The organism is Aurantimicrobium sp. (assembly GCF_036667855.1).
In the GTDB taxonomy this organism is placed as follows: domain Bacteria; phylum Actinomycetota; class Actinomycetes; order Actinomycetales; family Microbacteriaceae; genus Aurantimicrobium.
On the sequence record NZ_JAVWTF010000003.1, the window covers coordinates 13,028 to 38,025 of the forward strand.

A 24,998-nucleotide genomic window follows, 5' to 3' on the forward strand; every position below is an offset into this window, starting at 1 on the left:
AGAAATACCTCAAAAAGCGTTCAGGGTTTATGTCGGTGAATGACGGCTCTGTAATGGGGGAGACATTAGCGAGAGCACTCGCCGCTCATAAAGGTGAAGAAGTTAGCGTGCGGTCAGCAGACCAAGCAGACGCTCTATCTCCGCAGACTTCTCCTCGACCCGAGCTTCCGCAACTGCCACTCGTTGTGAAAGAGCGTCTCTCTCGACTGTTAGGTCTTTGACCTGTTCAGCAAGCTCACGAATACGAAGCACAGAAGAACGCTCCTGGACTTGTTCAGAAGTGTTGCGGTTATCTACGGGAAGCTCTGGTGCGTCAGGACTTAACCAGCCCATAGTCAAGAGGGCAGATCTTGGAATACGCCATACTCTGCCCGAGCAGTCCGACCCAAGTCGGTCGAGCTCTTGCTTGTTGGGTTCGTAGCGGAACTTTGTTGCGGAATAGCCAGTCAAAGACATGGCTTCGGCTACTGAATAGTAGGGACGCTCTACTTCGTTCTTGGGCAGATATTCCATTTGTTGTTCCTCCATAAAACTATTTTTAGCATTTCTAAAACTTTTTGTCAATATAACTTGCCATATTTATTATTTTATGATATGATAATAATATAATAAAAACAAACCAGACAAAAGTTTGGCGGAAAACCTCAAATAGAGGAGAACAAAAAGTAAGGAAAACTAATGTCCAAGAAAAACCGTATTAAGAACAAAGAAGCAAACTTGCAGAAGCGTATAAACGCTGCTTCTAACCGCAACGCTGCTGCTTCCACCCCCATTTCAGCCGAAGAGGAAATGCGAGCTACTGCGGAAGCAGTTATGGCTCACAGGTCAGACCTTTCTGCCAAAGGGCCTATGCGGGTAGTTGCTAAAACCTGTGGAAATGGAGAGGGCTGTTCTCCAAGTTGTGAATACTGCGGACTTTTCACTCTCGGACTATTGACCACCCCCGAAGTTGCAGAAGAACTTTTCTCAAAGTTGGACTTGTCTGCTATTCGCAACTATGTAGCCGTCCATGAAGCCTCTGCCGAAGAGGCGACTATGGATCTCGAAAGAAGGGGTTTTCCTATGGACTACTTGGACGGTCACTATCTTGTGTTTGTAAAAATGCTGTTCGCACACGAACACGCAAGCCACCGTCTCGAAGAGTTTAAAGAGCACTTTCTCGGTGCCAACGAAGAGAAAGTTGCTGCCTAATGTTTGGGCCAGAGACTGTCGAACTATATGAAAACTCAACTGCTTATGGCGTTTGCGAAACAACTATCTCCGAAGGTTATGTAGTTGTAGGGCGGTGGAATGGAAGTGCAACAGTAAATGTCTCTCTGAAAGACGGCGAAGTATTTACTTGTTTCACGAACTACGAAATGAAATCTCTCGAAGAGTTTAAGGACGCCTTTATAGATTTTGTTCTTGGAGAAATGTCCAAGAAGCGAACTTCTAATGACTTCTGAAATAACTCCAAACATGAGAGAACCGCAACGCTGCTGAATGGTACGAGGACGAAGAACAGTTCATGACAGAGCGTGAGCATTACTTAATATGCTGTTGTCCTGCGGAAGCAAGTTCTTAACAGGATCTGCTTCCGCAGGACATGCCTTCGGCTCGTGGTCCGTGCCCTCGACTATGTTCGATATATGGAAGAAACAGGGGACTATTCGGTACATGCCGCAAGGCAGTTCGCGGAGAAATACAAGACCGCAACTTCCGAAAAAAGCCTCGCACAGTCCTTTTGGCGGGACTTCTTTCACCTGGTTTTCGGTATTGACGACCTTCTCGGCTCGGGTATCGAGTTTGAGCACCCCGTCCGTTCAGCGAGTACTGGTCAGACGAACTTTATTGACGTTTTTTGGTCTGGGGTTGTTCTTATAGAACACAAGTCCGCAGGTAAAGACCTTGACCTTGCGGAAAAGCAAGCTCGGGACTACTTGGTTTCGCTTGCCCCAGTTGCCAGACCTCCTGCGTTGGTCATTTGCGACTTCGCTCACTTCCGTATCGTCGAGGTTCTCGCGGGACAAACTATTGAGTTCCCTCTTGCCGAACTTCCTGACCACCTTCACCGTTTCGCAAGCATTTTCGGAGATAAGGCAAACGCTGCTGCTCGCCCAGAAGTATCAGCTGACGCCAAAGCAGCGGAGCTCATGTCGGAGCTCTATGTGGAGTTCGAAAAAGCTGGCTATACGGGACACCAGGTTTCGGTCTTCCTTGTTCGTGTTTTATTTCTGAACTTTGGCGACGATACGCGAATGTGGAAGCGAATAGGTCATGGCCTCTTTGCAACGGTTGTTGAGAACTCTCCCGAAAGCGGTTCGGGACTTGGTGCAACCATTCAGGAGCTCTTCCAGGTACTTGATACTCCGAAAGATACGCGTCCCAAGACGCTGTCTGCTGAACTCGAAGACTTCCCATATGTGAATGGTGGGCTATTTACAGAGCAGTTGCCTGTTTTCTCATTTACTCCTGCCATGCGACTGTCTCTCCTCAACGCCGCTTATTACGACTGGTCAAAAATAAGTCCCGCTATTTTCGGATCTATGTTCCAGACGGTAAAAAGCAAGGAAGACCGCAGGGAACTCGGAGAGCACTACACGAGTGAAGCAAACATTCTTAAAGTTATTCGTCCCCTTTTCTTGGACGACTACTTGGACAAACTTCATAAAGCGTGGGACAACGCTGCTGCTCTCAAACGCCTTCGCCTGGAACTGGGGCAGGCGAACTATCTTGACCCCGCAGCTGGTTCTGGAAACTTCCTCGTCGTTTCATATAAACGCCTTCGAGAAATAGAACTTAAAATCCTTGCTCGCCTTCACGAGCTCGAAAACACCTTCGGTCAGCTCCAACTTGACGGAAGTTTTGGCTTACAGGTCAGGCTTTCCCAGTTCCACGCTATTGAGTATGAGGAATGGTCTTCTCAAATAGCCAGAGTTGCCATGTTCTTGGCTGACCACCAAGCGAACCTTGCGTTGGAAGAAATAACAGGAGCAACTCCAAACCGCTTCCCGCTAACGGAGAGTGCGGTCATTCGTCATGGGAATGCTCTGACGACGGACTGGTCAGAAGTTTGTCCCATGAATGAGAACACTTTCATAATGGGCAACCCGCCGTTTTATGGTTCGTCGCTCCAAAATGCAGAGCAAAAGTCTGAAACCCAAGCAGTTTGGAAGGCTATTGCTGGTGCGGGCACTCTGGACTATGTCGCAAACTGGTTCTTACTTGCCGCCCAGCACTCGGCAAAGTCTGGTGCAAGAGCTGCCTTCGTTTCGACTAACTCAATAACGCAAGGAGAGCAGCCCGCAGTTATCTGGGGACAGCTGTACCCGCTTGGTGTAGGTATTGACTTCGCTCATAGAACTTTCGCTTGGGACAACGACGCCAGCGGCAAAGCAGCAGTCCATGTCGTCATAGTCGGGCTGTCTGCGAAGCCAAAACCGAACAAGCGTCCTTTGTGGGTTTATAAGTCCGTAAAAGACACTCCTGAACTACTTAACGCCAGCAATATCAACGGCTATTTATTGGACGCTCCTAACATTTTGGTCAGCTCCCGCACAAACCCGCTTCGCCCTGAAACTCAAAAAATGGAGAAGGGCAACATTCCCACAGACGGTGGCTATCTCTCAAACATTTCCGCAGAGGAAGCGTTTGAGATCCGAAACACCGACCCTGTTGCCGCAAAGTATCTTCGCAGGCTTATTGGTGCTCGCGAGTTAATCCACAACGAGGAACGATACTGTTTGTGGCTTTTAGGTGCTGACCCGCAAGACTTAAGAACTTCTACGACTTTGGCTTCACGAATAAAAGAGGTTCGTCTTCTTCGTGAAGCCTCTCCAAAGAAAATGACGCAGAAGGACGCCAACCGTCCAGCGGAGTTCCAGGAAATCCGTCAGCCCAAAACTGACTACATAGTCGTACCGCTTCACTCTTCGGAGGACAGGGAGTATGTCCCTATCGGCAGAATGAGCCCAGAAGTTATTGTCAATAATGCTGTGGCTATTGTTGCTGACGGCAGTCTGACAACTTTCGGGCTGCTCATGTCCAAACCCTTTAACGTTTGGAATAAAGCAGTTTCGGGAAGGCTCGAAAGTCGAGTTCGTATTAGCAACACCATTACTTATAACAACTTCCCTTTCCCAGAAATAACCGAAGCTAACCGTGAAAAAGTCGTGCAGGCTGCCCAAGCTGTACTCGACGCAAGAGCGAAGTACCCCTCGAACTCTCTCGCTGACCTTTACAACCGCGACGGTATGCCTGGCGAACTTCGCCAAGCACACAACAAACTCGACGCGGCTGTTCTGACTGTTTTAGGTCTAAAAGCTGACGCAAGTGAAGAGCGTATTCTTGCCAGGCTCTTTGAGCTCTATGACGAGCTCACTCGGGGTCTGCTTGACGCTCAACCAGTCAAGAAGACCCGCAAGAAGCCCGAGATATTGGCGTAATAAATAGGCGTAATATGACAAACTCAACCCTACTTCCTTTGTTTTAGGCGGTATCAGGGTAAGAGTTGGATTTAGATAGGCTCCACAACAAGAAACACCCGCCAGAAATGGCGGGTGTTTTGTTTTCAAGCCTTACAAGTCTTCGATTTTTGCGCTGATGACTAGTTTGTCAATGTATGCATCAAGCAATGTTGAACTTTGAACCATCTTCTCCTTCGAGGTGATGTCCCCTTGACCGCCAGCAGCGCCGGTCATCCACAGGGTTGGACCAACAAGAGCCCATTGAAGCCGGGCTGCAGTGGGCATTATGTCTTTGAGTTCTCCCTCAAGAAGCGCAACTGGAAGGTCAGAAATCTCCAGAGTGAAGGGGCTCATGTTGCCAGTTCGAAAATCCCTGATCAAAACCGCGGATACAGCGACGCCATAGGCAACGGCATCGGCAAGACGCTCTGGGAATTTTTCAGCAAGGATACGTTCAACGTTTTCTGAAACGTGGGGAAGGTGTGCAAGCCCAATGACGGAGCCATACGTTACTGCACGTTGAACCTGTGCCTTGATTACTGCTCGAAATCGCTCTTCAGGGTCGCTGTATTCCTGGCTGAGTGCTTGTCGAATACAGTCAATCCAGATGTCGTGTGCCTTGACGAATACTTCAGCAAGCAATCCGTCGAAAGAGCCAAAGTGGTAGGTAACCAGCGAATAGTCAACGCCCAGAAGATCACACAAAGATCGCGCGTTGACGTCAAGAATTCCTCTACGAGAAATTTCAGACATCGCAAGGGCTACTAGCTTTCCCCGATTGTCTGAGTTTTCATCCAGCCCATATAGTGCCCAAAACTGCGCATCGAGGGGCGCAGAGGCTGTAGCTGAATTCTTTTTTGTTCTACTCATAAAATCACTTCCCCCGCATTTAGATTACTTGGGTTTTGAAGTAATAAACGCCTGAAATTATGCGGAAAAAGACTCTATTCCATAGAATAGAGTCGCTCATTTTGGTTTGCTGTATCCCCCTTGTTTTTCAACGCTTTTGAGCTACGCAAATTGCGTCAACAGGAGTAGATAAAAATGAAAGTGCGGAAAATCAAACGCACATCAGCGATGACAAAGAAGCTATATTCACTCATAGCAGTGGTTGCACTGATTATCAGTACCTTCGCACTTGAGGTGACCCCAAGCCCAGCTTCAGCTGCTGATTATGAAGCATCTCTTAACACAGCTACCCCACTGACTGGATATAGTGTCAGCTCGTCAATCACGGGAAATGTTCGGGTTCTCATTAGAAGCAGCAATTCATCAGGCAGTCTCTCTGTTACTAGCTATGCAGGCCTTGTGGGAATCAGAAACACAATCAACTACACAACGACCTCAGGTAATCAAACTTTAGGAACTGCAGCACAAATGATTGGCCTTGTTGGAACAGCGTCAAACATTAACACTGCCTTATCAACATTGCAATACATTTCCCCAACACCAGGGACCGACACTATTACAATGTGGGTCTCTAACGGTTCTGAGTACATTCCAATCGTCAACGGAAACAATGTTGAATTTCACTACTATTCGGCACAGACAAATGCCCTATCAGTCCCTGCTGCAAGGACAGCTGCTGCTGCAGTAGGGCAGATTGACGGTCAGCCCGCAACCACCTTTTTGGCGACGTTGAGATATTCCTTCGAGGACCTTTACGGAATGCAATTAGTGGCAGCACAAAACCTTCAAACTTGGATTAGCGCAGAGGATGTTGTTGAAGGTGTTTGGAAATGGGTTGGACCAGATGCTGATGGTGTCCAATTTTGGAGCGGGGATTCAAATGGCGCAGCTGTAAATGGCGAATATTGGAACTGGCAACGAACGGCACCCAATACAGGGCTTATTAAGCCCGCGACTTCCACCATACGAAACTGCGCGATGCTTCTTGGGAACAACACTTGGGGACTGGTCCGGAGGGCTGATGGTGGCGGATGGTATGGATGGCACGATGGCCAGTGCCCTACTGGTAATTCATGGCTATTAGAAGCAATGACCTTTGATAAACCTGCGGGGCAAAATACAAATGTTTCGGCTGCTCTGTATTCAATGACTCCCTTAGTGAAAACGGTTGTCGTTGCTACCCCACCCGATCAGCCAAACGCACTCAATGCAATTGCAAATTCAAGTGGTGACGTTGAACTCTCGTGGAGTGCACCAATAAACACAGGCTCAGATCCGCTAACCGATTACAAAGTTCAGTACTCGCAGTCATCCACTTTTGCTTCAGGTATTACTACCTGGAGCCACACTGCATCCACACAGACTTCGGCGACGATTACAGGACTAACAGCAGGAACAACTTATTACTTCCGCGTAGCTGCAGTGTCGACAATGACCGGTGCCTACAGTTCATCAAGTACCCTTACGCTTCCTCGTCTCCCGAGTGCACCTCAGTCACTAACCGTTACGCCCACTGACCAGACCATTGATCTTTCTTGGACTGCTCCTAGCGACAACGGTGGCTCAACAATTACCGGCTACAAGGTCGAGTACAAAGCATCCTCTTCAGGAACGTGGATCACCGCTAGTTCTAATGTTGTTGGAACGAGTTATCAGCTCACCTCGCTGACGAATGGAACAAACTACGACGTACGAGTCAGTGCGACAAATGGTTTCTGGGGAGCTCTCGCAACATCGAACGCCAACATGCCCTTCGGTGCAGTTTCGAATACCTCTGTTCCAACAGTTGGTGGCGCAAATGCTGCAGGTGAAATTCTCACTGGATCTGATGGAAGCTGGGATACAAACGGTTCTGCAGTTACAAGTACTACCTACCAATGGCAGTCTCGCTCGAATCCTTCGGACTCTTGGTCAAACATTTCTGGCGCGAACAGCTCAACTTATGTTCTAACCAGCAATGACGTAGGAAAGTACCTCAGACTTCAGGTATCCAAGACGAACGGTGCAAACAGCAACGCTTATATAACTGCATCTAGTTCCACAACCTCTGTAATTCAGACTGGTCTTGCATCAACACCAGGCAGCCTGAGTGCTGTTTATGGAAACCAATCAGCACAGGTGTCGTGGACTATCCCAGCAAGCAATGGTGGAACTATTTCCGGATTCCGAGTTGAGTACTCGACTGATGGAGATAACTGGACTTTGAGCCAACTTGTTTCTGCATCTGCAACTTCTCACACCATTACTGGCCTTACCAACGGAACAAGCTACTTTGTTCGCGTGACTGGTGTCACTGCTGCAGGTAATGGTGCATATGCCATCTCTGGCGATGCAGTTATTCCTGCGACTACTCCAACTAACACCTCAGTACCTACGGTGAGTGGCCAAAGCTCTTATGGTTCTGTGCTTTCAGCAAGTGCGGGCTCTTGGAACGCCAACGGTCGAGCTTTGGGTGCCGCGAACTACCAGTGGCAGTACTCAACAGATTCCGGATCAACCTGGAACGATTTGGTTGGTGAAACTAGTGATCAGCTCACTATCAACGGCAACATCGGTGCACTTCTTCGTATAAAGGTAACTCGTTCAAACGCAGTCGGCGCAACGATTGGCTATTCAACTGCCACAACAGCTGTTACTGCATCGCCAGCCACAGGCCCACAGAGCGTTTCTGTAGTTCCTGGCGATCAAGGACTCACCGTAACTTGGTCAGCCCCCTCCAACACCGGTGGTGTTTCACTTACTGACTACCAAATCCAATATTCAACTGATGCTGTCACGTGGAACACGGTTTCAAGAACCGCATCGCTCACGACCAGCCAGCAGATCTCAAGCTTGACTAATGGAACAAGCTACTACGTACGAGTTCGTGCGTTGAATGGATTGAATGGTGCTTGGGCATTCTCAGGAACAACACAAGCTCCTCGCGGGTTGCCCATCGTTGTGACCGCTCCAACAATTTCAGGCACCAGTTCGTATCAGCAATTGCTCACCACAAACATCGGGACATGGAACAGTAACGGCGCATCCATCACGAACACCACGTACCAGTGGCAGAGCTCCGTAGATGGAAACACATGGGTGGACATTGCTGGTGCTACGACAAACGAGTACCGAGTCACCACCGCAATTGGCAACCGCATCCGTTTGAAAGTTACCCAGACTAACGCTGTGGGTTCTACCGAATCAATCACAAGTGCAACTAACGCTGTTGCTGCTGTGAACGCAGCAGCACCGGCAGTTGTACTGCGCGATACAGGTGACTCACAATTCACCGTTCGTTGGTCTGCACCATCTCACAATGGTGGGGTGGCTCTCACGGGTTACACAGTTGATTATTCAACCGATCAGACAACATGGACCAGCGTTAATGCTGCAAGTTCTGCAACTGAAGCTCTTGTAACCGGTGCCACAAACGGTCAGACCTACTATGTACGTGTTCGCGCAGAAACCGATCGTCATGGTGAATGGTCAACTGTTCTTGGCCCGATTAGGCCGGCAGCTCCGGTGGTTCCCGTAGTCTCAACTGGACCTGTTCGAACCATTACGAGCAGTCCAGTAGTCACAGTGAGGCAAGTTCCAGCAAACCCTCTTGCTATTACGGACTGGTCAATCCTTCAGAACGTCATGCCAGTTCCGGTTGCCGCAGGATCAATCGCAAATACACCTGCTCAAGTGACGGCAGACGGGCGGATCGAACTACAGCCATCGACCTCAATTATTTTGGTCAATGGCCAGGCGGCCCCCGACGCTGTTCTCACAGAGCAGGGCTCAACTGCAGTTGCCCAAAACGGTTCAACTCAATTCAACCTAGTTTTTGCATCAAATGCAGGCTTGGCTCAGCTCGGTGACGTGATCAACTTCTCTGGCGCTGGCTTCACGCCTGGCAGCCCGATTGTTGTCTGGATTCAATCCACTCCAACAAAGCTCAAGGAAGAAGTCACAGATTCGTCCGGAAGTAAATCGACTCAGTTCAAGATTCCTTCCAGCTTGACTCCAGGACAACACACTCTTCAGATCAACGGTGTTGATGCTGAAGGAAACGTTGTGAGCTTTGCATATGGAATCACGGTAGAGGACCCGACCAAATTAGCGGCAGATAGTCCAGGTAACAGTAGTACTCAAATGAGCTCTTCTGTGTTGCTCATTAGCTTTTCGCTGCTGGGACTGCTCGCGTTGCTCGTGGCGATTTTGTGGCTAAGACGAGCTCGACGAAGTCAATAATTGAAACTCCCGCCAGGAATGGCGGGTGTTTTCTTCTTTTCCAACTCTTGTCGCTATTTGATTAATGTGCAAGATTGTAGTCGGGGGCATATTGAAATGATTACGGAATATCGCTCTATTGAGCAGGATAGAAATTTCTGGAGAGGGCTCTCCGAAATTTTTATGGCTTTTGGAAAATTTCTTGCACGCTACAAAGGCCAATTTGGTTTGCTTCTTTTGTTCTTGTCATTGTCATTCTTTATGCCCATATTCATGGGGGTATTTTTCGTGGCGATCGGGGCCCTAGTTTCAAGAGCATTATTTGACCAGGGAAGAACGGAACTGAGCCTTAAGAAGTTAATGTTTATTGGGGGAAGCCTCGTTGTTTTAGCTTTCACAATTTGGGCGCTCATATATTTCACACCCTCCCTCAACACCGACTGGGAAACTGATGGGCCATATGACGGCCTGATCATTGCGATGATGGGGATTGCGTTTATTGCAGTTCTTTTGTTTTTGCCATTGGTTGGGTACTTGGCAGATCGCTATTTCCGAACGAAATCTACAAAGAATTAGCTACTTCTTGGGCCGCAATGACCTGTAGTCCCAGATGATCTCTGTGCAAAGCCTGAGATAACGACGAAGGTCATCGATATCAACGTCAATGATTTCGTTGTAGGTAATACCGGCAGCACGGTGCTTTCCCATCCCTAGTAGCCCAGGTTCCCCGAAGTCTTTACCGCTCCAGAACAACACCTTCACACCGTCTTTGTGATCCTGATATCCCACGACAGGAATGTCATCTAAGAACCAGACAGGTGCACCATGCCACACCTTGTATTCGGCGGTCGGTAGAGCCTGGAGAAACTCTTGGAACAGGAACTCAATCATGGACCTGTTGGGTCCTTGAACGTTGAAGTTGTAATCCAGAACGCTGTTCATAGCTTCAGACTACGCTTGTCATCAATGATTAACATGAGCCCACGAATAGCAAAGATTCTTCACTTGTCACTCCTTGCGGTTGCAGGAGTATTGATTGCGATACAGATTTTCCAGATTGTCTCGGGCTCCAAAGTGGATCAGGTGATTGCCTGGGCGGCAATTATCTTGATTCTTCTCGATCTCTTTATTTCGCGGATGAATTCCACAAAGTCCAAACAATCTGAGGACTAATGTCTTCTCGTTCGATGCGTGACAAGAATGGAAATCTTCGTCGCAAACTGGTGGAGATGCCCGCAGATGTGAAACTCGCTCTCGAGCAAACGGGGCTGAGGGCAGACTATGACCACAGACCTGCCTATCAACGTAATGATTACTTAGCGTGGATTACTCGTGCGGTACGAACAGAGATCAGACTTAAGCGTTTGAATCAGATGTTGGATGAGCTTAAGAAGGGTGGTGTCTATATGCGAATGGACCACCCAGCTTCCAAAAAATAGTTACGATTCGCTATATTTTGTATATGGCCATAACAAGTGCGGAAATACTCAAGGCCGCACGCCGCACAGCTCATCTGACTCAGAGTGAACTAGCTGTGCGAGCTCATATAACTCAAAGCGTAATCAGCGCCTACGAATCTGGCCGTAGAGAACCTGCTCTCAGCACTTTAATGAAATTGGTTGAAGCTGCTGGCTGCGATATGAATATTGGTCTAGAACTCCGAGTTGTCCCCATTCCAGATTTCTTAGGACTTCTCCACCGCAACAAGAACAAGATCATGAATCTGTGCAGAAATGCGGGAGTATCCAACATGAGAATTTTTGGAAGTGTAGCCCGAGGTACTGCAACAAAAGACAGTGATATCGACTTGGTTGTTGACATATCTTCCGACATGGGCTTATTGGGGCTGATGAAACTTGAGGGTGATATTCAAGAACTTCTTGGGGTGAAGGTTGATTTGATTCCTTCAGAGGGACTCAAGTCTCACATGAAGCAGGAAGTTCTGAACGAGGCAATCCCTTTTGGTTAGGGATGCTTTTGCCCGTTATCTAGATATTCAGCAGGCTTGTGCGGTTATCCAACAATATGCAAACGAGCCACATATCGATAAGGGCCTGCGTTTTGATGCAATCAGAATGCGCCTTGTGGAAATAGGGGAAGCAGCAAAGGGTCTGGATATGGAACAAAGACTGTCTGCACCTGAAATCCCGTGGCAATTGATCACAGGGATGAGGGATCATTTAGCACACCGATACTGGGACACGGCAGAGCCGATTGTCATGAACGCGGCATTGAATGAAATCCCGTTATTGCTCGAGGCTGTTACTCAACTCATTGAGAAACACGAAGCCGACCCAAGGCAAGAATAGGAATTAGTACCAGTAGTCCTTGCGCAGGCGCGAGTAAAGGCCAAGAAACTTGGTCTCGAACTTGTTCCACAGCTTCTGCTTAGAGTTCAACGGATACTCAAAGGCGGGCATGTAGGTGTCGACGTTTGAGTTGAAGCCGGTCTTGAAGTGCCAGAGGCCTTCCATAGCGCCTGCAGTGATGTTCTCAGGATCTGGAACGTTACCCAGGTCATAGGCTTCAAAGCCTTCGGCTTTGAGATCGCGCATGATGGTCCACTGCATGAGGTGAGGTGCTGGCAGGCGCTTCTGGGTGCGAATAGAGCCGCCGTCTTTGTACCAGGCCTTTTTGCCGAAGGTGAAGACGACAGCTGCGGCAATGAGGGTGCCCTCATGGTGAGCCATGTAGAGACGAGCCTGTCCTGCTTCGTCGAAGGTGCCCCATGCTTTGCGGAGGTAATCCTCGGAACGGAAGAAGGCCCCAGAGCGATCTTTGGTGCCACCGACCAGTTCGAGGAGTTGACCAATGTTCTTTTCCTCGAAGGGAACACGGTTGACCTCAATGTCTGCCTTCATGGCAAAGCGAAGGTGGTTGCGCGCCTTGGGGCCAAAGTTCGCAAACATGGTTTCTTCATCAGGGGTGAGATCCACAGTGACTGACCACTGATACTGAGAAGGGTAGGCCTCGACCCAGCCATTGCTCTTATACGCAGCAATGAGTTCAGGGTCGCTCTGCTGATAGGTCTCGATCTTGTATGCGAGGTTCTTACCCCCACGCAACTTCTTGGCGTGCTCGGTGAGAACCTTCACCTTGTCTGGCGTAATGCCGGAGACGCGGGGGGCGTGGATCAAGTTGCCCAAGCCAAAGGCGGGACGAGTGAACTCTTGAACGGCAAGAACTTCCTCACCGGCGGCGTTGGTCAAGTGCTGACCGGAGGGTTCCCAACCGGAACCCGTCTTGAACTGTGCCCAAGCCAGAGACTGCATGAAGTGAGGGTGGTGTTGCGTGCGCAACACAGCGTCATTCCATGATTCTGGGGACTGTGAGCCGGTCATTGCTCAAGTATCTCGCAGGTCAGTCTGTGCGCTGGGGTGACTCCCCGGCATCGAGACCATCAAGGAAGCGGTTACCGCCAGCGCAGATTGCCAGCGCAGTTTCGATGAGGGTTTCGAGGTCTTCGGATTCGAGCATGGTGTGCTGTTCCTGAGGAGGAACAGGGAGCATGGCCGCCAATTGCCAGATAGCAGCAACGGGCTCTTCAGAAACTTCCGTATCTGGCTCCCACATCATCTCGCCATAAGCACTGGCTCGGGTGAGGAGTCCACGAACTTCTAATTCAAGAGACATTTTTTGAGAATCAAACTTCTCATCCCAAACCAGATCTGGCAGGTAAGCCACCTCGGCACGAGGATAGGGGTCAGCTTCCAGCCACTTGGTAATGACAAATCTCTTGGTGCCCGTGGCGGTGATGCCCAGGTGTTCATCGGTCATGCCAAAGTCTTCGACTTTAGCCACGGTGCCAATGGTGAGGCGTTCAGGTTGTTCACCGGCAGCTACGCGTTGCGGATAGAGGGGAACACCAAAGATGGGGTTCTCAGATCCCACAAGGTCACCCATGAGCTTGAGATAGCGAGGTTCAAATACGCGCAACGCCAAAGGCATGTAGGGCATCAACACTGACCCCACAGGAAATTGGGGCAGGACTAAAGCCATGAGGGCTTATTCGTCTTCAGAGACCCAGAGTTCGTCGTCGGCGCGGAAGGTCTGCCAGACAACGTAACCAATACCCAGAAGTGCTGCGATACCAATACCAGCAGCAATGTACTTACCCGCGCTCGACGAAGCAGCAGGGGCAACAACTTTCTTGCCCGCAGTGAGCTTGGCAACCTGCTTGGTCACTTCCTTCACACGCTTGTCGCGAGCGGCGTCAATGACAGACAGAGTTGAGCCAATAACGGAGGCAACGGTGGGGAGCACTTCATCGACGAGCTTGTCGCGAGTGGTCTGTGCAGCTACGCGAGTTCCTCTGGCCACGCGAGGGAAAACCTCTTCGCTGGTGACCCGGCCGAGTTCACGGCTTGCTTCACGCACTACCGAGCCAGCGTGCGCGAGAACGCGTTGCTGTTCGTGCAGGAGTTCTTCTGCGTGTGCCTTGAGTGCTTCTGCTTCAGTCATCTTTTTGCGAGCCATAGTTACATCTTGCCACTGTTGGCTGTGAATGCCACTAGAGCTGTTCCCCGGTGAGCGAACGATGAGCATTTTGTGAGGCGCCGTGTGAAAAGATTGAGCCATGTCTATTCACACTGCAGTTGCCACGATGAACACCACTCTTGGCCCCATCAAGATCAACCTCTACGGAAACCACGCTCCTAAGACCGTGAAGAACTTCGTAGGTCTCGCCACTGGAGATATCGAGTGGACTGACCCCAAGACCGGTGCCAAGCGCAACGACCCTCTCTACAACGGCGTTGTCTTCCACCGCATCATCCCCGACTTCATGATCCAGGGTGGCGACCCACTCGGTACCGGTACCGGTGGCCCCGGCTACCAGTTCGATGACGAGATTCACCCCGAGCTCAACTTCACCCAGCCCTACATCCTCGCGATGGCTAACGCTGGAACCTATGGCGGTAAGGGAACCAACGGTTCTCAGTTCTTCATCACCACTGCTCCCACGACCTGGTTGCAGGGCAAGCACACCATCTTCGGTGCTGTGGAAGATGAAGCCAGCCGTGCCATTGTTGACCAGCTGGGCAATGTTTCGACCGATGGTCGCGACCGCCCCCTGGATGACGTCGTGATCGAGTCGATCACCATCGAGCAGGTCTAACTCTTCGTGAGTAACGAAACAGGCTTTGGGGCTACCGCTGAGGAAGCCCCTTCCTGTTACCGCCACCCGGATGCACCGACCTTTATTCGGTGCCAGCGCTGCGAACGCCCGGTGTGTGTGCAGTGCCAGATTCCGGCACCAGTTGGCGTGATCTGCCCTGAGTGTTTAGGCCAAGCACAAGCGCGTGCACCCCGCGTGGGGCGTGAGGCATTGGGTGGCCGCAGTAACCAAACGCCAGTCGTGACCTATTCGCTGATTGCCATCACAGCGTTGTTCTATCTGATTCAGTGGATTCCTGGTTTAGGAGCAACAAATTACTTGGCCTATTCGCCGCTGTATAGCTATGGCGAATACGCAGCCGTCGGGGCTCCCTATGAGCCCTGGCGCATGATTACCTCTGTTTTTACGCACTCAACAGGCTTTGTTTTCCACATCTTGCTGAATATGTATACGTTGTGGATTTTCGGGCAAATGCTCGAGCGTTTGCTCGGCAGGGCACGTTTCCTCACCCTCTACTTAGCTTCTGGACTTGCTGGTTCCTTGGGAGTGATGTTCTGGGCGCCTCACGACACCTTTGTTGTTGGTGCATCAGGAGCGATCTTTGGTTTGATGGGCGCCTTCTTAGTGATCCAACGTAAGCTCGGCGGCGAAACTACCCAGTTATTAGTGCTGGTGGGCATCAACTTAGTCATTGGCTTTTTGCCGGGCATGAGTATCTCCTGGCAAGCGCACTTGGGTGGTTTGCTGGGCGGAGCCCTGCTGGGCTTTATCTTCGTCCAGACTCGGAAATACACCCAAAAGAGACTTCAACTGGCTTTAGTCAGCGTGACAGTGCTCGTTTTTGTGGCATTAGCTCTCTCTCATGCCCCCATGTTTGTGCAGGGTTAACAACAAAAGTTATCCACATGGTTGTCCACATGGGGAGAATTACACGAGTGTAATTAGAGTTAGCGCCACCGTGTGGTCATCAGGAAGCCGATGAAGGCAATGCCGAATCCGACCAGGATGTTCCAGGAACCGAGGGCCAGGATGGGCAATGTTCCCTGGCTGATGTAAAACACAATGATCCAGACCAAGCCGATCAGCATGAAGCCGAACATAACGGGCTTGAACCATACGGGGTTCGGTGCGTCTGCGCCGCTCGCCTCGGGGTTACGAGGAGCCTTTGTGCGCTTCTTCTTTTCTGCAGCCATAGTGCTCAAAAGTCTACCCTTTCTTCAGCTGCTCCACAGGATGGGTCAGTTCTGACGGGTAAAGTTGATACGTGTTCAAGCCAGCAACTCTCTCCCGCGTCATGGGCATTGTTGGCGAACTCCTCATCACCTTCGGTGCCATAGTTCTGTTGTTTTTGGCATGGCAGTTGTGGATCAACAATGCAGTTGTTGCAGATCAACAACACAAGGCTTCTCAAGAACTCACTCAAGAGTGGTCTACGGATAAAGATAAAACGGCCTCAGCACCCGCCAATGAAGACTTTGGCCCGGCACCTGCCTTTGCTGGCGTGGGTGAAGGCGCCAAGTTCGCCACTATCTATATCCCTCGCTTGGGTTCGGATTCCACACGCGTTGTGAAAAACGGAATCGACCTCCCAACCATTTTGAATAACGGATATTACGGTCATTACCCCGACACTCAATGGCCAGGTCAGCCAGGCAACTTTGCGGTGGCGGTTCACCGCACCAACTGGGGAAGTCCGTTTGGTGACGCACCCAAACTTCAAGTCGGCGACAAGATTTACGTTGAAACCGCTGATGGCTATTACACCTATGCGTTCCGCAACTATGAGTTTGTTCTTCCTTCTGCGGTGGATGTTCTGCTTCCCGTTCCTGGAACGAATGAATCTCCAGGTGATCAAAGCATTTTGACTATCACCACCTGCAACCCCCTCTTGGGTGCTGCAGAACGCATGATTGTCTACAGCGTTTTGGAATCGTGGCGACCACATTCTGCTGGTCCTCCAGCAGAAATGGCGAAGACGCAGAAGGTGGAGTCCTGATGTATGCAGCGTTATGGCGAGTATTGCCCGGCAGCCTCTGGATCAAGATTGCGATCTTGACGGCGACTGCCGCAGTAGTGATCACCGTGTTGATGATGTTTGTGTTCCCAGCTGTGGATACGGCAATTACCGTGCGAGAGGTTACGGTTAACCAATGACCAGGATCTTGGTAATCGATAACTACGACAGCTTTGTGTATACCCTCAACGGGTATTTGCAGGAGCTCGGTGCCGAAACCGTTGTTGTGCGCAATGACCAAATTCCTCTAGCCAAGCTAGATGCCACTCTGGCAGAGTATGACGGGGTACTGGTTTCACCAGGCCCCGGTAAGCCCTCAGATGCTGGTGTTTCTATTGCTGCCGTGCACTCCGCACGTAAGCAAGGTATTCCGCTGCTGGGTGTGTGCCTCGGCCACCAGGCCATTGGTGAAGCTTTTGGTGCAACGGTGACCAATGCCGAAGAGCTTATGCACGGGAAGACGTCACTGATCACGCACAACGACAGCACGCTGTACACCGCCGTGCCCCAACCCTTCACGGCAACCCGTTACCACTCGCTTGCCGTGGTGAATGAGACAGTTCCTGCTGAACTGGTCGTCACCAGCTCAACGGCGGGGGGAGTCATCATGGGACTTCAGCACACCGAAGCACCGATTTATGGCGTTCAGTTCCACCCGGAGTCAGTCTTGACCGAAGGCGGCTACACCATGCTCGGCAACTGGTTGGAAGTGTGTGGACTTGAGGGCGCAGCGAAACTGGCTCTGACGAAGAGCCCACTCATCCGCTAGGAACTAACCTGCGCAGTAGGCAATGGTGACAGGGGTTCCCTGTGACACCACACCGGGAGCAGGAGACTGTGAGCGCACCGTGGGCTGTTCAGCCTTAGCGCAGGTCGTATCTGCCTGAACCGTGGGAGTAATCGACAGAGTGCTCAGGAGGTTATTGGCGTCGGTGACCGTCTTGCCCTTGAGGTCTGGAATCTCGATCTTTCCATCTGAGACCAGAACGTTCACCTTGCTACCTTGAATGAGTTTCGTACCCAACGTTGGTGTGGTGCTGATAACCAAGCCAGCCGCATACGAAGGAGAGTGACTTTCAGTAGTTGTGCCAAGAACTAAACCAACTGCTTCCAGTTGAACCTTGGCATCAGCCACCGTCATATCTGCAACCTGGGGAACTTCCACCATGGTCTTGCCCGCAGAGACATAAACAGTAATGGGTGTTCCGGGGTCGATCACAGCACCCTTTTCAGGCTCGGTGCGAATGACCTTGCCTTTTTTGACCAGTGCAGAGTTCTCAACCACGATGCTCGTAATGAGATCTAGATCTTGAAGTTCTTTGACGGCATCCTTCTCGGCAACGTTCTTGAGCGTGGGAACGGTCACGGTTGAGGAGGGGAAAATATTGGTCGGCTGCAAAGTTGCAACCCAGAGACCCATACCGGCGATAGCGCCAAAGACCAAAGCAATAACGGCAACGGCAGTAATGACTCGCTTGCGTTCAGGACGGAATTGCTCAGGCTGAATCAGCGTGGGGGCAGTTTGGGGGTCATCACCAAAGAGGAAAAGGAAATCGTCAGGGAGTTCTGAAATTGAGTCAGATTTTTCAGCAGCTGGTTCTGAAATGGGTGAACCCAATAAAGAATCAACGTCATTCTCGACGACCGGCTGTGCTTTCACGGCCTTAGGCGCAGTTGCCTTTGCTGCTTCTGCTAAACGCAACTCTCGCCCAAATTCAGCAGTTGTCTGAAAGCGGTCAACTTTGTCCTTGGCCAATGCCGTGAATACGACCTGGTCAAGCGCAAGCGAAACCTTGGGGTTGATGGAGCTAGGTGCTGGGGGGTGAGCATGAATGTGTTGGTGGGCAACCGCAACAGCAGTGTCACCGGTGAAAGGAATCTTGCCGGTCAACATTTCAAACAGCACGATGCCAATGGCGTAGATGTCTGTGCGAATATCGACCTTCTGACCCTGAGCTTGTTCAGGAGAGAAGTAGGCCGCTGTGCCCAAGATGGATGTTGTAGTGGCGATGTCATCAAAGGTTTCTGCCACAGCACGGGCAATACCGAAGTCGAGAACCTTCACCTTGCCAGCACGCGTGAGCATGATGTTGTCCGGCTTGATATCGCGGTGAACGATTCCTTTGTTGTGGGCAAATTCAACAGCAGAAAGCAATTCCTTTGTCACACGAATTGCCTCAGGAACCTTGAGGGGTCCTCGGGCAACGAGTTTGGAGAGCTCCAGGCCATCCACGTATTCCATGACGAGGAACGCATAGGTGTGCTTGACGCCATTCTCATCTGTCTCAGTGGTCTCACCGGCGTCTAACACCTGGACGATGTTGGGGTGATCCATTGAGGAAGCAGACTTAGCTTCCTGCTTGAAGCGCTGGCTGAACTTCTTGTTTGCAGCAAGTTCCTCATTGAGAACCTTAATGGCAACTTTGCGTCCAAGGACAGAATCATGCGCCACATAGACATCTGCCATCCCACCGCTGCCTATGAGCTTGGTGAGTTGGTAGCGCCCAGAAATGACCTTGTTACTCAGTGGCACTGATTCCCCTTGATAAGACTATGTGTCTAATCTAGCCCAGCGCCGAGACGGTGAAGGTTGTCAGAGGAGAGCTGTTTGAGATAGCAAGCCCAGCACACGTCACCTGGTATGCAATGGTGTGGTTACCCAAAGCTGATGGTGCTGTGAACGGAGCAGTTGCGTTTGGAACCGAAGAGACGGGGGAACCGTCAACCAGAACGGTGTAGCTTTCCAAGCTGTGACCAGATGGGCAGGAGGTGTATCCAGCCCAGGTCGCGATGAGAGCCTGACCAGGAGTCGCGTTGTCATCGTTGAGGCTCGGTGCAGCTGTAGGAGCTGGCGCAACAGGAAGATCACCGTAGTAGGTCACGTTAATCGTGGTGCCGTTTGGAACCTGGGGACCGGTTGGGTTGACGTCATAGACGATACCCACCTTGTCAGCACTTGGTGCCGCAGTTCCCTTGACGGCATTGACATTCATGTTGAGCTTTTCCAGCGCAGCGGTGGCGTCTGCCAGAGACTTGCCCACATAGTCAGCCTTGTTGATAGCTGCTGCGGTGGGAGTTGCAGAACCCGTGGGGGTGGCTGTGGGCGTCTTGGACTTAGTCGGGCTAGCCGACTGTGTGGTGTCGGTGGGCTTTGGCTCGGGTGAGTTACCACCAGATGTCAGTGCCACAACAGCACCAATCAAGACCAGAACGAGAACACCGATCAGAGCAATGAGCGGCCACGTCCAGGGACTGCGCTTCTTCTTTTCAGTGGACTGAACGGGCTCTGGTGCATCGGGGATGTTCAAAACGGTTGTCGCTCCGGTTTCAGCAGTACGTGGCATCACCACGGTTGCGTCCAATGGGGTGGTTGTGGTGCCAAGAACACCAGGAACTGCAGCAGCAGCACCTTGCAGGTCTCCGCGGCGTAGGGCCTGAGCTGCACGAGCAAGGTTCGCTGAAGATGCGGGACGATCTGCGGGCTTCTTTGCAATGCAGGAGTAGACCAGGTTGCGCACGGGCTCAGCTATGGTGTCTGGAAGTGGTGGAGGCTCTTCATTGATTTGAGCCATCGCAATGGCAACCTGTGATTCACCAGTGAAGGGGCGCTTACCTGCGAGGCATTCGTAGGCGACGATACCGAGCGAGTAAATGTCAGTTGACGGTGAAGCGGGGTGGCCAGAGGCCTGTTCAGGCGAGAGGTACTGAACAGTACCCATGACCTGGCCGGTTGCGGTCAGGGGAACCTGATCTGCAATACGGGCAATACCGAAGTCGGTGATTTTGACGCGGCCTTCAGGGGTAATGAGCATGTTGCCGGGCTTGATGTCGCGGTGGACGAGGCCAGCGCTGTGCGCGGCTTGCAGTGCGGCAGAAGTCTGGGCAATGATGTCCAAGACCTTGTCAATGGACAGAGTTTTCTCACGCTCAATGACTGCGGAGAGAGGTTCGCCGGGAACGAGTTCCATGACGAGGTAGGCAGAGCCTTCTTCCTCGCCGTAGTCGTAGACATTTGCAATACCTTCGTGGTTCACCAAGGCAGCGTGACGAGCTTCGGCGCGGAAGCGCTCGAGGAAGCCGGGGTCACCCAGGTACTCGTCCTTCAAGATCTTGATCGCGACGAGGCGACCAATGACAAGGTCAGTTGCTTGCCATACCTCGCCCATGCCACCTATGGCAATGCGCGACTGGAGCTCATAGCGACCGCCGAAGGTCATTCCAGCTGTTGGTCTCATTTGTTTAACCCTGCCTCTAGGACTGTTCTTGCGATTGGCACTGCGATGTCATTGGTGTAACCATTTTGTCCGAGCCCGCCACCGTTTTCTATTACAACAGTGATGGCGTATCTCGGAGCATCAGCCGGAGCGAAGCCGGTGAACCAGAATGTGTACGGTTCCCCGTCCCCATTTTGGGCCGTACCAGTTTTACCCGCGACCTTTACTCCCTCAATTCTCACATTAGTTATGAGATTGCTGTTATCTACGTTGTTGATCATCATTTGGGTGATGGTCGCGGACGTTTCTGGGCTAACTGCCTGAGAGAATTCTTTCGCTTCAAACTGGGAAATTGGTTTGAGCGTGGGTTCGAGGATTTGGTCGAGCACGGTGGGATACATCACCTTGCCGCCATTGGCGATCGCAGCAGAGACCATCGCTATTTGAAGCGGGGTCGCGCGGACGTCATATTGTCCAAAAGAGGACAGTGCTGTCTGCGGGTCATTCATGACGACCGGGAATTCACTCGCTGCCGCTTTCATGGGCACATCAAACGAGGTGTTGAAGCCAAATTTCTTTGCTTGTTCCAAAATGGCTTTGCGACCGAGCTCCAGTCCAAGTTCGGCAAAGGGAATATTGCAGCTCAAACGCAATGCCGTTGCCAGGGTGACAGTGGCACCAGGCCCACACGAGGTGAAAGTCGAGTTCTGAATGAATACGTCGGTGCCCGGGAGCTGGAATCGAGAAGGATTATCGAAAGTGCTTTCGGGAGTGTATTTCCCCGATTCCAGAGCCGCGGCAACCATGACCAGCTTGAACACAGAACCAGGAGGGTTCATGTCACCTGCGATGGCCTTATTGATCAGGGGCTTAAGCGGATCTGAATTGAGGGCGTCATAGGTCGCAATAACTTCGTCGGCATTGTGAGAGGCAAGCATGTTGGGGTCATAACTTGGCTTGGATGCCATCACGAGGATTTTGCCGGTGCTGGGCTCGGTCACGACAACCGCACCCTCATAGTCCCCAAGAGCATCAAATGCGGCTTGCTGCATCACAGGGTCCAGCGTCAAAGCAACAGTGGCTCCTTGAGGTTCTTGACCGGTCAGGATGGAGTTGAGCTGGTTGAGGAACTGCGACCCAGTTTTTCCGCTGAGATAGTTATTGAGGGTTCCTTCAATACCGGTCATGCCCTGGTTCAGGGTGAAATATCCGGTGACATTGGCATAGGTCGCAGCGTTGGGATAGGTGCGCTGGTATCGGTAGTTGTCCTCGATGGGGACAGATTCGGCAATGGGTGCACCAGCAACCAAAATCGAGCCGCGCTTGTAGCGGTAGCTATCAAAGATGGTGCGCGTGTTTCTGGAATCCGCGTAGAGCAGATCTGCCGTAAAGACCTGAATCGTACTTGCCGCCAAGAACAGCACGACAAACATGCCAATCACCACCATGGTGACGCGTTTGAGCTCCCGGTTCATCCGACCACCAGCCTCGGCTCGCTCCGAATGGAATCAGAGAGGCGAAGCAGGAGTGCAGCGATAATCCAGTTAGCAACCAGTGAACTACCACCGGCGGCAAGGAAAGGAGTGGTGAGACCGGTCAAAGGAATGACGCGCATCACACCACCAATCACGATGAAGCACTGCAGTGCAATGGTGAAAGACAAGCCAACAGCAAGTAACTTGCTGAAGTCATCGTGGCCAGCAAAACCAATACGAAGGCCTCGGCCGACAAGGAGTAAGTAGAGGCAGAGGATGGCAAAGATTCCAGCCAGACCGAGTTCTTCACCCAAGCTGGCAATGATGTAGTCACTCTGAGAGACCGGGGTTACTTCGGGCATTCCTTCGCCCAGACCGGTTCCGATCACACCTCCATGGGCTAGACCAAAGAGTCCTTGCACCAGCTGGTAGCTGCCACCGTCAGCAGAGAAGTTGTTGTCATTGAATGCGTCGTACCAGTTAGCGAAGCGGCCATTGACGTAATCCAGGGTTTGGTTTGCCACCACGGCACCGAGACCAACCAGGCTCAGACCCAGGGCAACCCAGCTGCCGCGACCGGTAGCGACATAGAGCATGACGAGGAACAAGCCAAAGAACAGCAAACCGGTTCCCAGGTCACGCTGGAATACGATGACGGCCATCGACAATGCCCAGACCACAATAATGGGCCCGAGGTCACGGCCGCGGGGGAAGCGCATTCCGAGGAAGGTGCGCCCCACCATCGACAGACTTTCGCGGCGCTGAACGAGGTAGCCGGCAAAGAAGACTGCCAAGGCAATTTTGGCAATCTCGCCCGGCTGGAAAGTCAGCGTACCCAGCTGGATCCACACACGAGCACCATTGATGGAAATACCTAGACCGGGAACCATGGGCAGTGCAACCAAAATCACAGCAAACAGACCAGCCACATAGGTATAGCGCTGGAGAATGCGCTGGTGCTTGATCAGGATGATGGTGGCAAGTGCCGCACCCAATGCCAAAGCAGTCCAGGCAATCTGCTTATTAGCCAGCGAATCCCAGCCTTCATTGCCCAGCGCTAAATCGATGCGGTAAATCTCGGCAATACCGAGACCATTGAGCACGGTGGCAACGGGGAGAATGAGGGCATCTGCTTGCGGGGCCACAAACCTCATGGCGACGTGAATGGCGATGACAAGCACAGCAAGCAGTCCACAAATGGCGAGCGGACCGGCATCAATTTTGCCCAGCACGCCCCACTGCACAAGAACAAGGGAGGCAACATTGATAGCGCTCGCGACAAGAACCAGAATCAACTCAACGTTGCGCATGCGTTGGGAGGAGCGCACGCGTTTGAGTCGACCAATGGAACCGGTGGCGACAAAGTCAGGAGTAGCAGGTGCAGACATTACCCAGTGGCTCCTGAAGTGAGCGAGGCAACGAGGTCTTGGGCTTCGGTGTAACTACCGAAGGGAATCCCGTTCTTGATTTGCTGCTGTTGGTAAGCAGTCAGGGATGCCAGAGGAATATCTGTATCGACATAGACGTGGGACAAACTCACCCCAGCCACGTTCTGCGAGATGCCCTGATAGATCACCACGGAGTCTGTATCGCTACCCACATAGAACTGGGTCTGGCTCCAGCGATAACCCAGGATGGCGCTGATCACAATCACACCTAAGACCAAGATCATGGAGCCAATCAACACAGCACGACGGCGAATGCGCTTGGCCTTGACCGCATCGAGCTGAGCAGTGAGGGCAGTGGGAGGAACACTCATGCCACCAGTGGAGATGGGTAGCTTCTTCGGCTTTGGCCGAGGCTTCAAGTTGGGTGTGGGAATGAGCTTGGCCTCAGGCGCCTTCACGGCCATCGGACCGGCAGCTGATCCCACGAGTTCGGAAATACTTTCTGGTTCACCTGCCGTGATGTCAACCACCACCACGGTGACATTGTCTGGTGCACCACCGGTGAGGCTCGCCTGCACCAAAGTGTCAGCTGCATCATCAGCGGTTTCTGCTTCCATCAAGAAAGGCTTTAACCGGTCGCTATAGACAACACCGGTGAGACCATCTGAGCACAGCATCCACCGGTCACCTTCGGCAACATCGAGAACAGTGGTGTCGAGTTCCGGTGATGCATCCACGTCACCAAGAACGCGCATGAGCACGGAGCGACGTGGGTGATCGTGCGCCTCTTCCTCGGTGATGCGTCCGCTATCAATCAAGCGCTGAACAAAGGTGTGGTCCACAGTGACTTGGGAGAGGTTTCCCTCGCGCAGGAGATAAATGCGTGAGTCACCAATGTGGGCGATGACAACCTGTGTGCCTACCCGAAGCATGGCACTGACGGTTGTTCCTAACCCTGCAAGCTCTGGGTGTTCATAGACAACATCAGAGAGCATGTCGTTGGCCTGCAGCAACGTGGCGATGAGATCTTGCTGGGCGGCGACAACGTCCTCATATTTCTTATCCAGCTGCAGCAGGTGACGAATGACGAGGTGGGAAGCAACGTCACCACCAGCATGGCCACCCATGCCGTCGGCAACAACGCTGAGATACGTACCTGCGTAGCCAGCATCCTGATTGGATGCTCGAACCATGCCCACGTTCGAGGCGGCTGCGCTGTGCTTGGACATAACAGGCG

At 51.7% G+C, this 24,998-nt stretch carries 25 protein-coding genes; 13 read left to right on the forward strand and 12 right to left on the reverse strand.

All coding sequences use genetic code 11. From position 1 onward, the window contains the following. Nucleotides 1-102: 102 nt before the first annotated feature. Entirely contained in the window at nt 103-528 is a 426-nt protein-coding gene (locus RR877_RS01835; RefSeq protein WP_332627630.1) for a hypothetical protein, read from the reverse strand. A gap of 150 nt (nt 529-678) precedes the next feature. On the opposite strand from RR877_RS01835, the gene RR877_RS01840 reads away from it, so the two are divergent. Continuing rightward, a complete protein-coding gene (locus RR877_RS01840) occupies nt 679-1,191 on the forward strand; it encodes a hypothetical protein (protein ID WP_332618971.1) in 513 nt (170 codons plus the stop codon). 407 nt (nt 1,192-1,598) lie between these two features. After that, nucleotides 1,599-4,424: a DNA methyltransferase gene (locus RR877_RS01845; RefSeq protein ID WP_332618970.1), complete on the forward strand. Its 2,826-nt coding sequence runs from the start codon at nt 1,599-1,601 to the stop codon at nt 4,422-4,424. Nucleotides 4,425-4,556: 132 nt separating this feature from the next. Here RR877_RS01845 and RR877_RS01850 read toward each other — a convergent pair whose 3' ends face one another. Continuing rightward, nucleotides 4,557-5,198 (reverse strand): hypothetical protein, encoded by a 642-nt coding sequence (locus tag RR877_RS01850; RefSeq protein WP_332550491.1) that lies wholly within the window; start codon nt 5,196-5,198, stop codon nt 4,557-4,559. A 717-nt stretch (nt 5,199-5,915) separates the two neighbouring features. Here RR877_RS01850 and RR877_RS01855 point away from each other — a divergent pair. After that, nucleotides 5,916-9,575 (forward strand): fibronectin type III domain-containing protein, encoded by a 3,660-nt coding sequence (locus tag RR877_RS01855; RefSeq protein WP_332550492.1) that lies wholly within the window; start codon nt 5,916-5,918, stop codon nt 9,573-9,575. Between the two features lie 18 nt (nt 9,576-9,593). Further along, nucleotides 9,594-10,130, forward strand: a complete 537-nt coding sequence (locus tag RR877_RS01860; RefSeq protein WP_332627631.1) for a hypothetical protein — start codon at nt 9,594-9,596, stop codon at nt 10,128-10,130. On the opposite strand, the gene RR877_RS01865 is transcribed toward RR877_RS01860, so the two are convergent. Beyond that, on the reverse strand, nt 10,131-10,496 hold the full coding sequence (locus RR877_RS01865) for a DUF1801 domain-containing protein (RefSeq protein ID WP_332550494.1): 366 nt from the start codon (nt 10,494-10,496) through the stop codon (nt 10,131-10,133). Nucleotides 10,497-10,520: 24 nt separating this feature from the next. On the opposite strand from RR877_RS01865, the gene RR877_RS01870 reads away from it, so the two are divergent. Genes RR877_RS01870 through RR877_RS01885 form a run of 4 tightly spaced genes read left to right on the forward strand, consistent with a single transcriptional unit; the run spans nt 10,521 to nt 11,863 of the window. Then, on the forward strand, nt 10,521-10,727 hold the full coding sequence (locus tag RR877_RS01870; protein ID WP_332550495.1) for a hypothetical protein: 207 nt from the start codon (nt 10,521-10,523) through the stop codon (nt 10,725-10,727). After that, complete coding sequence (locus RR877_RS01875) at nt 10,727-10,993, forward strand: YdeI/OmpD-associated family protein (RefSeq protein ID WP_332550496.1); 267 nt, start codon at nt 10,727-10,729, stop codon at nt 10,991-10,993. The genes RR877_RS01870 and RR877_RS01875 overlap by 1 nt, the downstream gene beginning before the upstream one ends. 23 nt (nt 10,994-11,016) lie before the next feature. Continuing rightward, entirely contained in the window at nt 11,017-11,523 is a 507-nt protein-coding gene (locus tag RR877_RS01880; RefSeq protein WP_332550497.1) for a nucleotidyltransferase domain-containing protein, read from the forward strand. Continuing rightward, nucleotides 11,516-11,863 (forward strand): HepT-like ribonuclease domain-containing protein, encoded by a 348-nt coding sequence (locus tag RR877_RS01885; protein WP_332550498.1) that lies wholly within the window; start codon nt 11,516-11,518, stop codon nt 11,861-11,863. The genes RR877_RS01880 and RR877_RS01885 overlap by 8 nt, the downstream gene beginning before the upstream one ends. 3 nt (nt 11,864-11,866) lie before the next feature. On the opposite strand, the gene RR877_RS01890 is transcribed toward RR877_RS01885, so the two are convergent. From RR877_RS01890 to RR877_RS01900, 3 genes are read right to left on the reverse strand one after another with little or no spacing between them, the layout of a single operon-like run. Beyond that, nucleotides 11,867-12,895 (reverse strand): peptidoglycan bridge formation glycyltransferase FemA/FemB family protein, encoded by a 1,029-nt coding sequence (locus RR877_RS01890; RefSeq protein WP_332550499.1) that lies wholly within the window; start codon nt 12,893-12,895, stop codon nt 11,867-11,869. A gap of 19 nt (nt 12,896-12,914) precedes the next feature. Further along, on the reverse strand, nt 12,915-13,553 hold the full coding sequence (locus RR877_RS01895) for an LON peptidase substrate-binding domain-containing protein (RefSeq protein WP_332550500.1): 639 nt from the start codon (nt 13,551-13,553) through the stop codon (nt 12,915-12,917). A 6-nt stretch (nt 13,554-13,559) separates the two neighbouring features. Continuing rightward, nucleotides 13,560-14,030, reverse strand: a complete 471-nt coding sequence (locus RR877_RS01900) for a hypothetical protein (RefSeq protein WP_332550501.1) — start codon at nt 14,028-14,030, stop codon at nt 13,560-13,562. 100 nt (nt 14,031-14,130) lie between these two features. On the opposite strand from RR877_RS01900, the gene RR877_RS01905 reads away from it, so the two are divergent. Together RR877_RS01905 and RR877_RS01910 are read left to right on the forward strand one after the other, a co-directional pair. Next, complete coding sequence (locus RR877_RS01905; RefSeq protein WP_110234794.1) at nt 14,131-14,670, forward strand: peptidylprolyl isomerase; 540 nt, start codon at nt 14,131-14,133, stop codon at nt 14,668-14,670. 6 nt (nt 14,671-14,676) lie between these two features. Continuing rightward, a complete protein-coding gene (locus RR877_RS01910) occupies nt 14,677-15,558 on the forward strand; it encodes a rhomboid family intramembrane serine protease (RefSeq protein ID WP_332550502.1) in 882 nt (293 codons plus the stop codon). 59 nt (nt 15,559-15,617) lie between these two features. On the opposite strand, the gene RR877_RS01915 is transcribed toward RR877_RS01910, so the two are convergent. Beyond that, nucleotides 15,618-15,863 (reverse strand): cell division protein CrgA, encoded by a 246-nt coding sequence (locus tag RR877_RS01915; RefSeq protein ID WP_110234792.1) that lies wholly within the window; start codon nt 15,861-15,863, stop codon nt 15,618-15,620. Between the two features lie 71 nt (nt 15,864-15,934). Between RR877_RS01915 and RR877_RS01920 the strand changes: the two genes are divergently transcribed. Genes RR877_RS01920 through RR877_RS01930 form a run of 3 tightly spaced genes read left to right on the forward strand, consistent with a single transcriptional unit; the run spans nt 15,935 to nt 17,453 of the window. Then, on the forward strand, nt 15,935-16,666 hold the full coding sequence (locus RR877_RS01920) for a class E sortase (RefSeq protein ID WP_332550503.1): 732 nt from the start codon (nt 15,935-15,937) through the stop codon (nt 16,664-16,666). Beyond that, nucleotides 16,666-16,824: a hypothetical protein gene (locus RR877_RS01925; RefSeq protein ID WP_204163616.1), complete on the forward strand. Its 159-nt coding sequence runs from the start codon at nt 16,666-16,668 to the stop codon at nt 16,822-16,824. The genes RR877_RS01920 and RR877_RS01925 overlap by 1 nt, the downstream gene beginning before the upstream one ends. Next, nucleotides 16,821-17,453, forward strand: a complete 633-nt coding sequence (locus tag RR877_RS01930) for a gamma-glutamyl-gamma-aminobutyrate hydrolase family protein (protein ID WP_332627633.1) — start codon at nt 16,821-16,823, stop codon at nt 17,451-17,453. The genes RR877_RS01925 and RR877_RS01930 overlap by 4 nt, the downstream gene beginning before the upstream one ends. A gap of 3 nt (nt 17,454-17,456) precedes the next feature. Here the strand turns inward: RR877_RS01930 and pknB are convergent, their stop codons facing one another. Genes pknB through RR877_RS01955 form a run of 5 tightly spaced genes read right to left on the reverse strand, consistent with a single transcriptional unit; the run spans nt 17,457 to nt 24,990 of the window. Then, nucleotides 17,457-19,217, reverse strand: coding sequence for a Stk1 family PASTA domain-containing Ser/Thr kinase (pknB, locus tag RR877_RS01935; RefSeq protein WP_332627635.1), 1,761 nt, complete (start codon nt 19,215-19,217; stop codon nt 17,457-17,459). Between the two features lie 31 nt (nt 19,218-19,248). Next, entirely contained in the window at nt 19,249-20,919 is a 1,671-nt protein-coding gene (locus RR877_RS01940) for a protein kinase (RefSeq protein ID WP_110234788.1), read from the reverse strand. Further along, entirely contained in the window at nt 20,916-22,373 is a 1,458-nt protein-coding gene (locus RR877_RS01945; RefSeq protein WP_332550506.1) for a penicillin-binding transpeptidase domain-containing protein, read from the reverse strand. The genes RR877_RS01940 and RR877_RS01945 overlap by 4 nt, the downstream gene beginning before the upstream one ends. Then, the gene (locus RR877_RS01950) at nt 22,370-23,761 is read right to left on the reverse strand and encodes an FtsW/RodA/SpoVE family cell cycle protein (protein WP_332550507.1); all 1,392 of its coding nucleotides are present in this window, start codon (nt 23,759-23,761) and stop codon (nt 22,370-22,372) included. Before RR877_RS01950 ends, RR877_RS01945 begins: the two co-directional genes overlap by 4 nt. Continuing rightward, nucleotides 23,761-24,990 (reverse strand): protein phosphatase 2C domain-containing protein, encoded by a 1,230-nt coding sequence (locus RR877_RS01955; protein WP_332627636.1) that lies wholly within the window; start codon nt 24,988-24,990, stop codon nt 23,761-23,763. The genes RR877_RS01950 and RR877_RS01955 overlap by 1 nt, the downstream gene beginning before the upstream one ends. Nucleotides 24,991-24,998 lie beyond the last annotated feature (8 nt).

What these genes read in the sequence shown, in the direction of transcription:
- RR877_RS01835 (WP_332627630.1), bottom strand. Translation starts at nt 528, where the DNA reads ATGGAGGAACAACAAATGGAATATCTGCCCAAGAACGAAGTAGAGCGT.
- RR877_RS01840 (WP_332618971.1), top strand. Translation starts at nt 679, where the DNA reads ATGTCCAAGAAAAACCGTATTAAGAACAAAGAAGCAAACTTGCAGAAG.
- RR877_RS01850 (WP_332550491.1), bottom strand. Translation starts at nt 5,198, where the DNA reads ATGTCTGAAATTTCTCGTAGAGGAATTCTTGACGTCAACGCGCGATCT.
- RR877_RS01855 (WP_332550492.1), top strand. Translation starts at nt 5,916, where the DNA reads ATGTGGGTCTCTAACGGTTCTGAGTACATTCCAATCGTCAACGGAAAC.
- RR877_RS01860 (WP_332627631.1), top strand. Translation starts at nt 9,594, where the DNA reads ATGGCGGGTGTTTTCTTCTTTTCCAACTCTTGTCGCTATTTGATTAAT.
- RR877_RS01865 (WP_332550494.1), bottom strand. Translation starts at nt 10,496, where the DNA reads ATGAACAGCGTTCTGGATTACAACTTCAACGTTCAAGGACCCAACAGG.
- RR877_RS01870 (WP_332550495.1), top strand. Translation starts at nt 10,521, where the DNA reads ATGATTAACATGAGCCCACGAATAGCAAAGATTCTTCACTTGTCACTC.
- RR877_RS01875 (WP_332550496.1), top strand. Translation starts at nt 10,727, where the DNA reads ATGTCTTCTCGTTCGATGCGTGACAAGAATGGAAATCTTCGTCGCAAA.
- RR877_RS01880 (WP_332550497.1), top strand. Translation starts at nt 11,017, where the DNA reads ATGGCCATAACAAGTGCGGAAATACTCAAGGCCGCACGCCGCACAGCT.
- RR877_RS01890 (WP_332550499.1), bottom strand. Translation starts at nt 12,895, where the DNA reads ATGACCGGCTCACAGTCCCCAGAATCATGGAATGACGCTGTGTTGCGC.
- RR877_RS01895 (WP_332550500.1), bottom strand. Translation starts at nt 13,553, where the DNA reads ATGGCTTTAGTCCTGCCCCAATTTCCTGTGGGGTCAGTGTTGATGCCC.
- RR877_RS01900 (WP_332550501.1), bottom strand. Translation starts at nt 14,030, where the DNA reads ATGGCTCGCAAAAAGATGACTGAAGCAGAAGCACTCAAGGCACACGCA.
- RR877_RS01905 (WP_110234794.1), top strand. Translation starts at nt 14,131, where the DNA reads ATGTCTATTCACACTGCAGTTGCCACGATGAACACCACTCTTGGCCCC.
- RR877_RS01915 (WP_110234792.1), bottom strand. Translation starts at nt 15,863, where the DNA reads ATGGCTGCAGAAAAGAAGAAGCGCACAAAGGCTCCTCGTAACCCCGAG.
- RR877_RS01925 (WP_204163616.1), top strand. Translation starts at nt 16,666, where the DNA reads ATGTATGCAGCGTTATGGCGAGTATTGCCCGGCAGCCTCTGGATCAAG.
- RR877_RS01930 (WP_332627633.1), top strand. Translation starts at nt 16,821, where the DNA reads ATGACCAGGATCTTGGTAATCGATAACTACGACAGCTTTGTGTATACC.
- RR877_RS01940 (WP_110234788.1), bottom strand. Translation starts at nt 20,919, where the DNA reads ATGAGACCAACAGCTGGAATGACCTTCGGCGGTCGCTATGAGCTCCAG.
- RR877_RS01945 (WP_332550506.1), bottom strand. Translation starts at nt 22,373, where the DNA reads ATGAACCGGGAGCTCAAACGCGTCACCATGGTGGTGATTGGCATGTTT.
- RR877_RS01950 (WP_332550507.1), bottom strand. Translation starts at nt 23,761, where the DNA reads ATGTCTGCACCTGCTACTCCTGACTTTGTCGCCACCGGTTCCATTGGT.
- RR877_RS01955 (WP_332627636.1), bottom strand. Translation starts at nt 24,990, where the DNA reads ATGTCCAAGCACAGCGCAGCCGCCTCGAACGTGGGCATGGTTCGAGCA.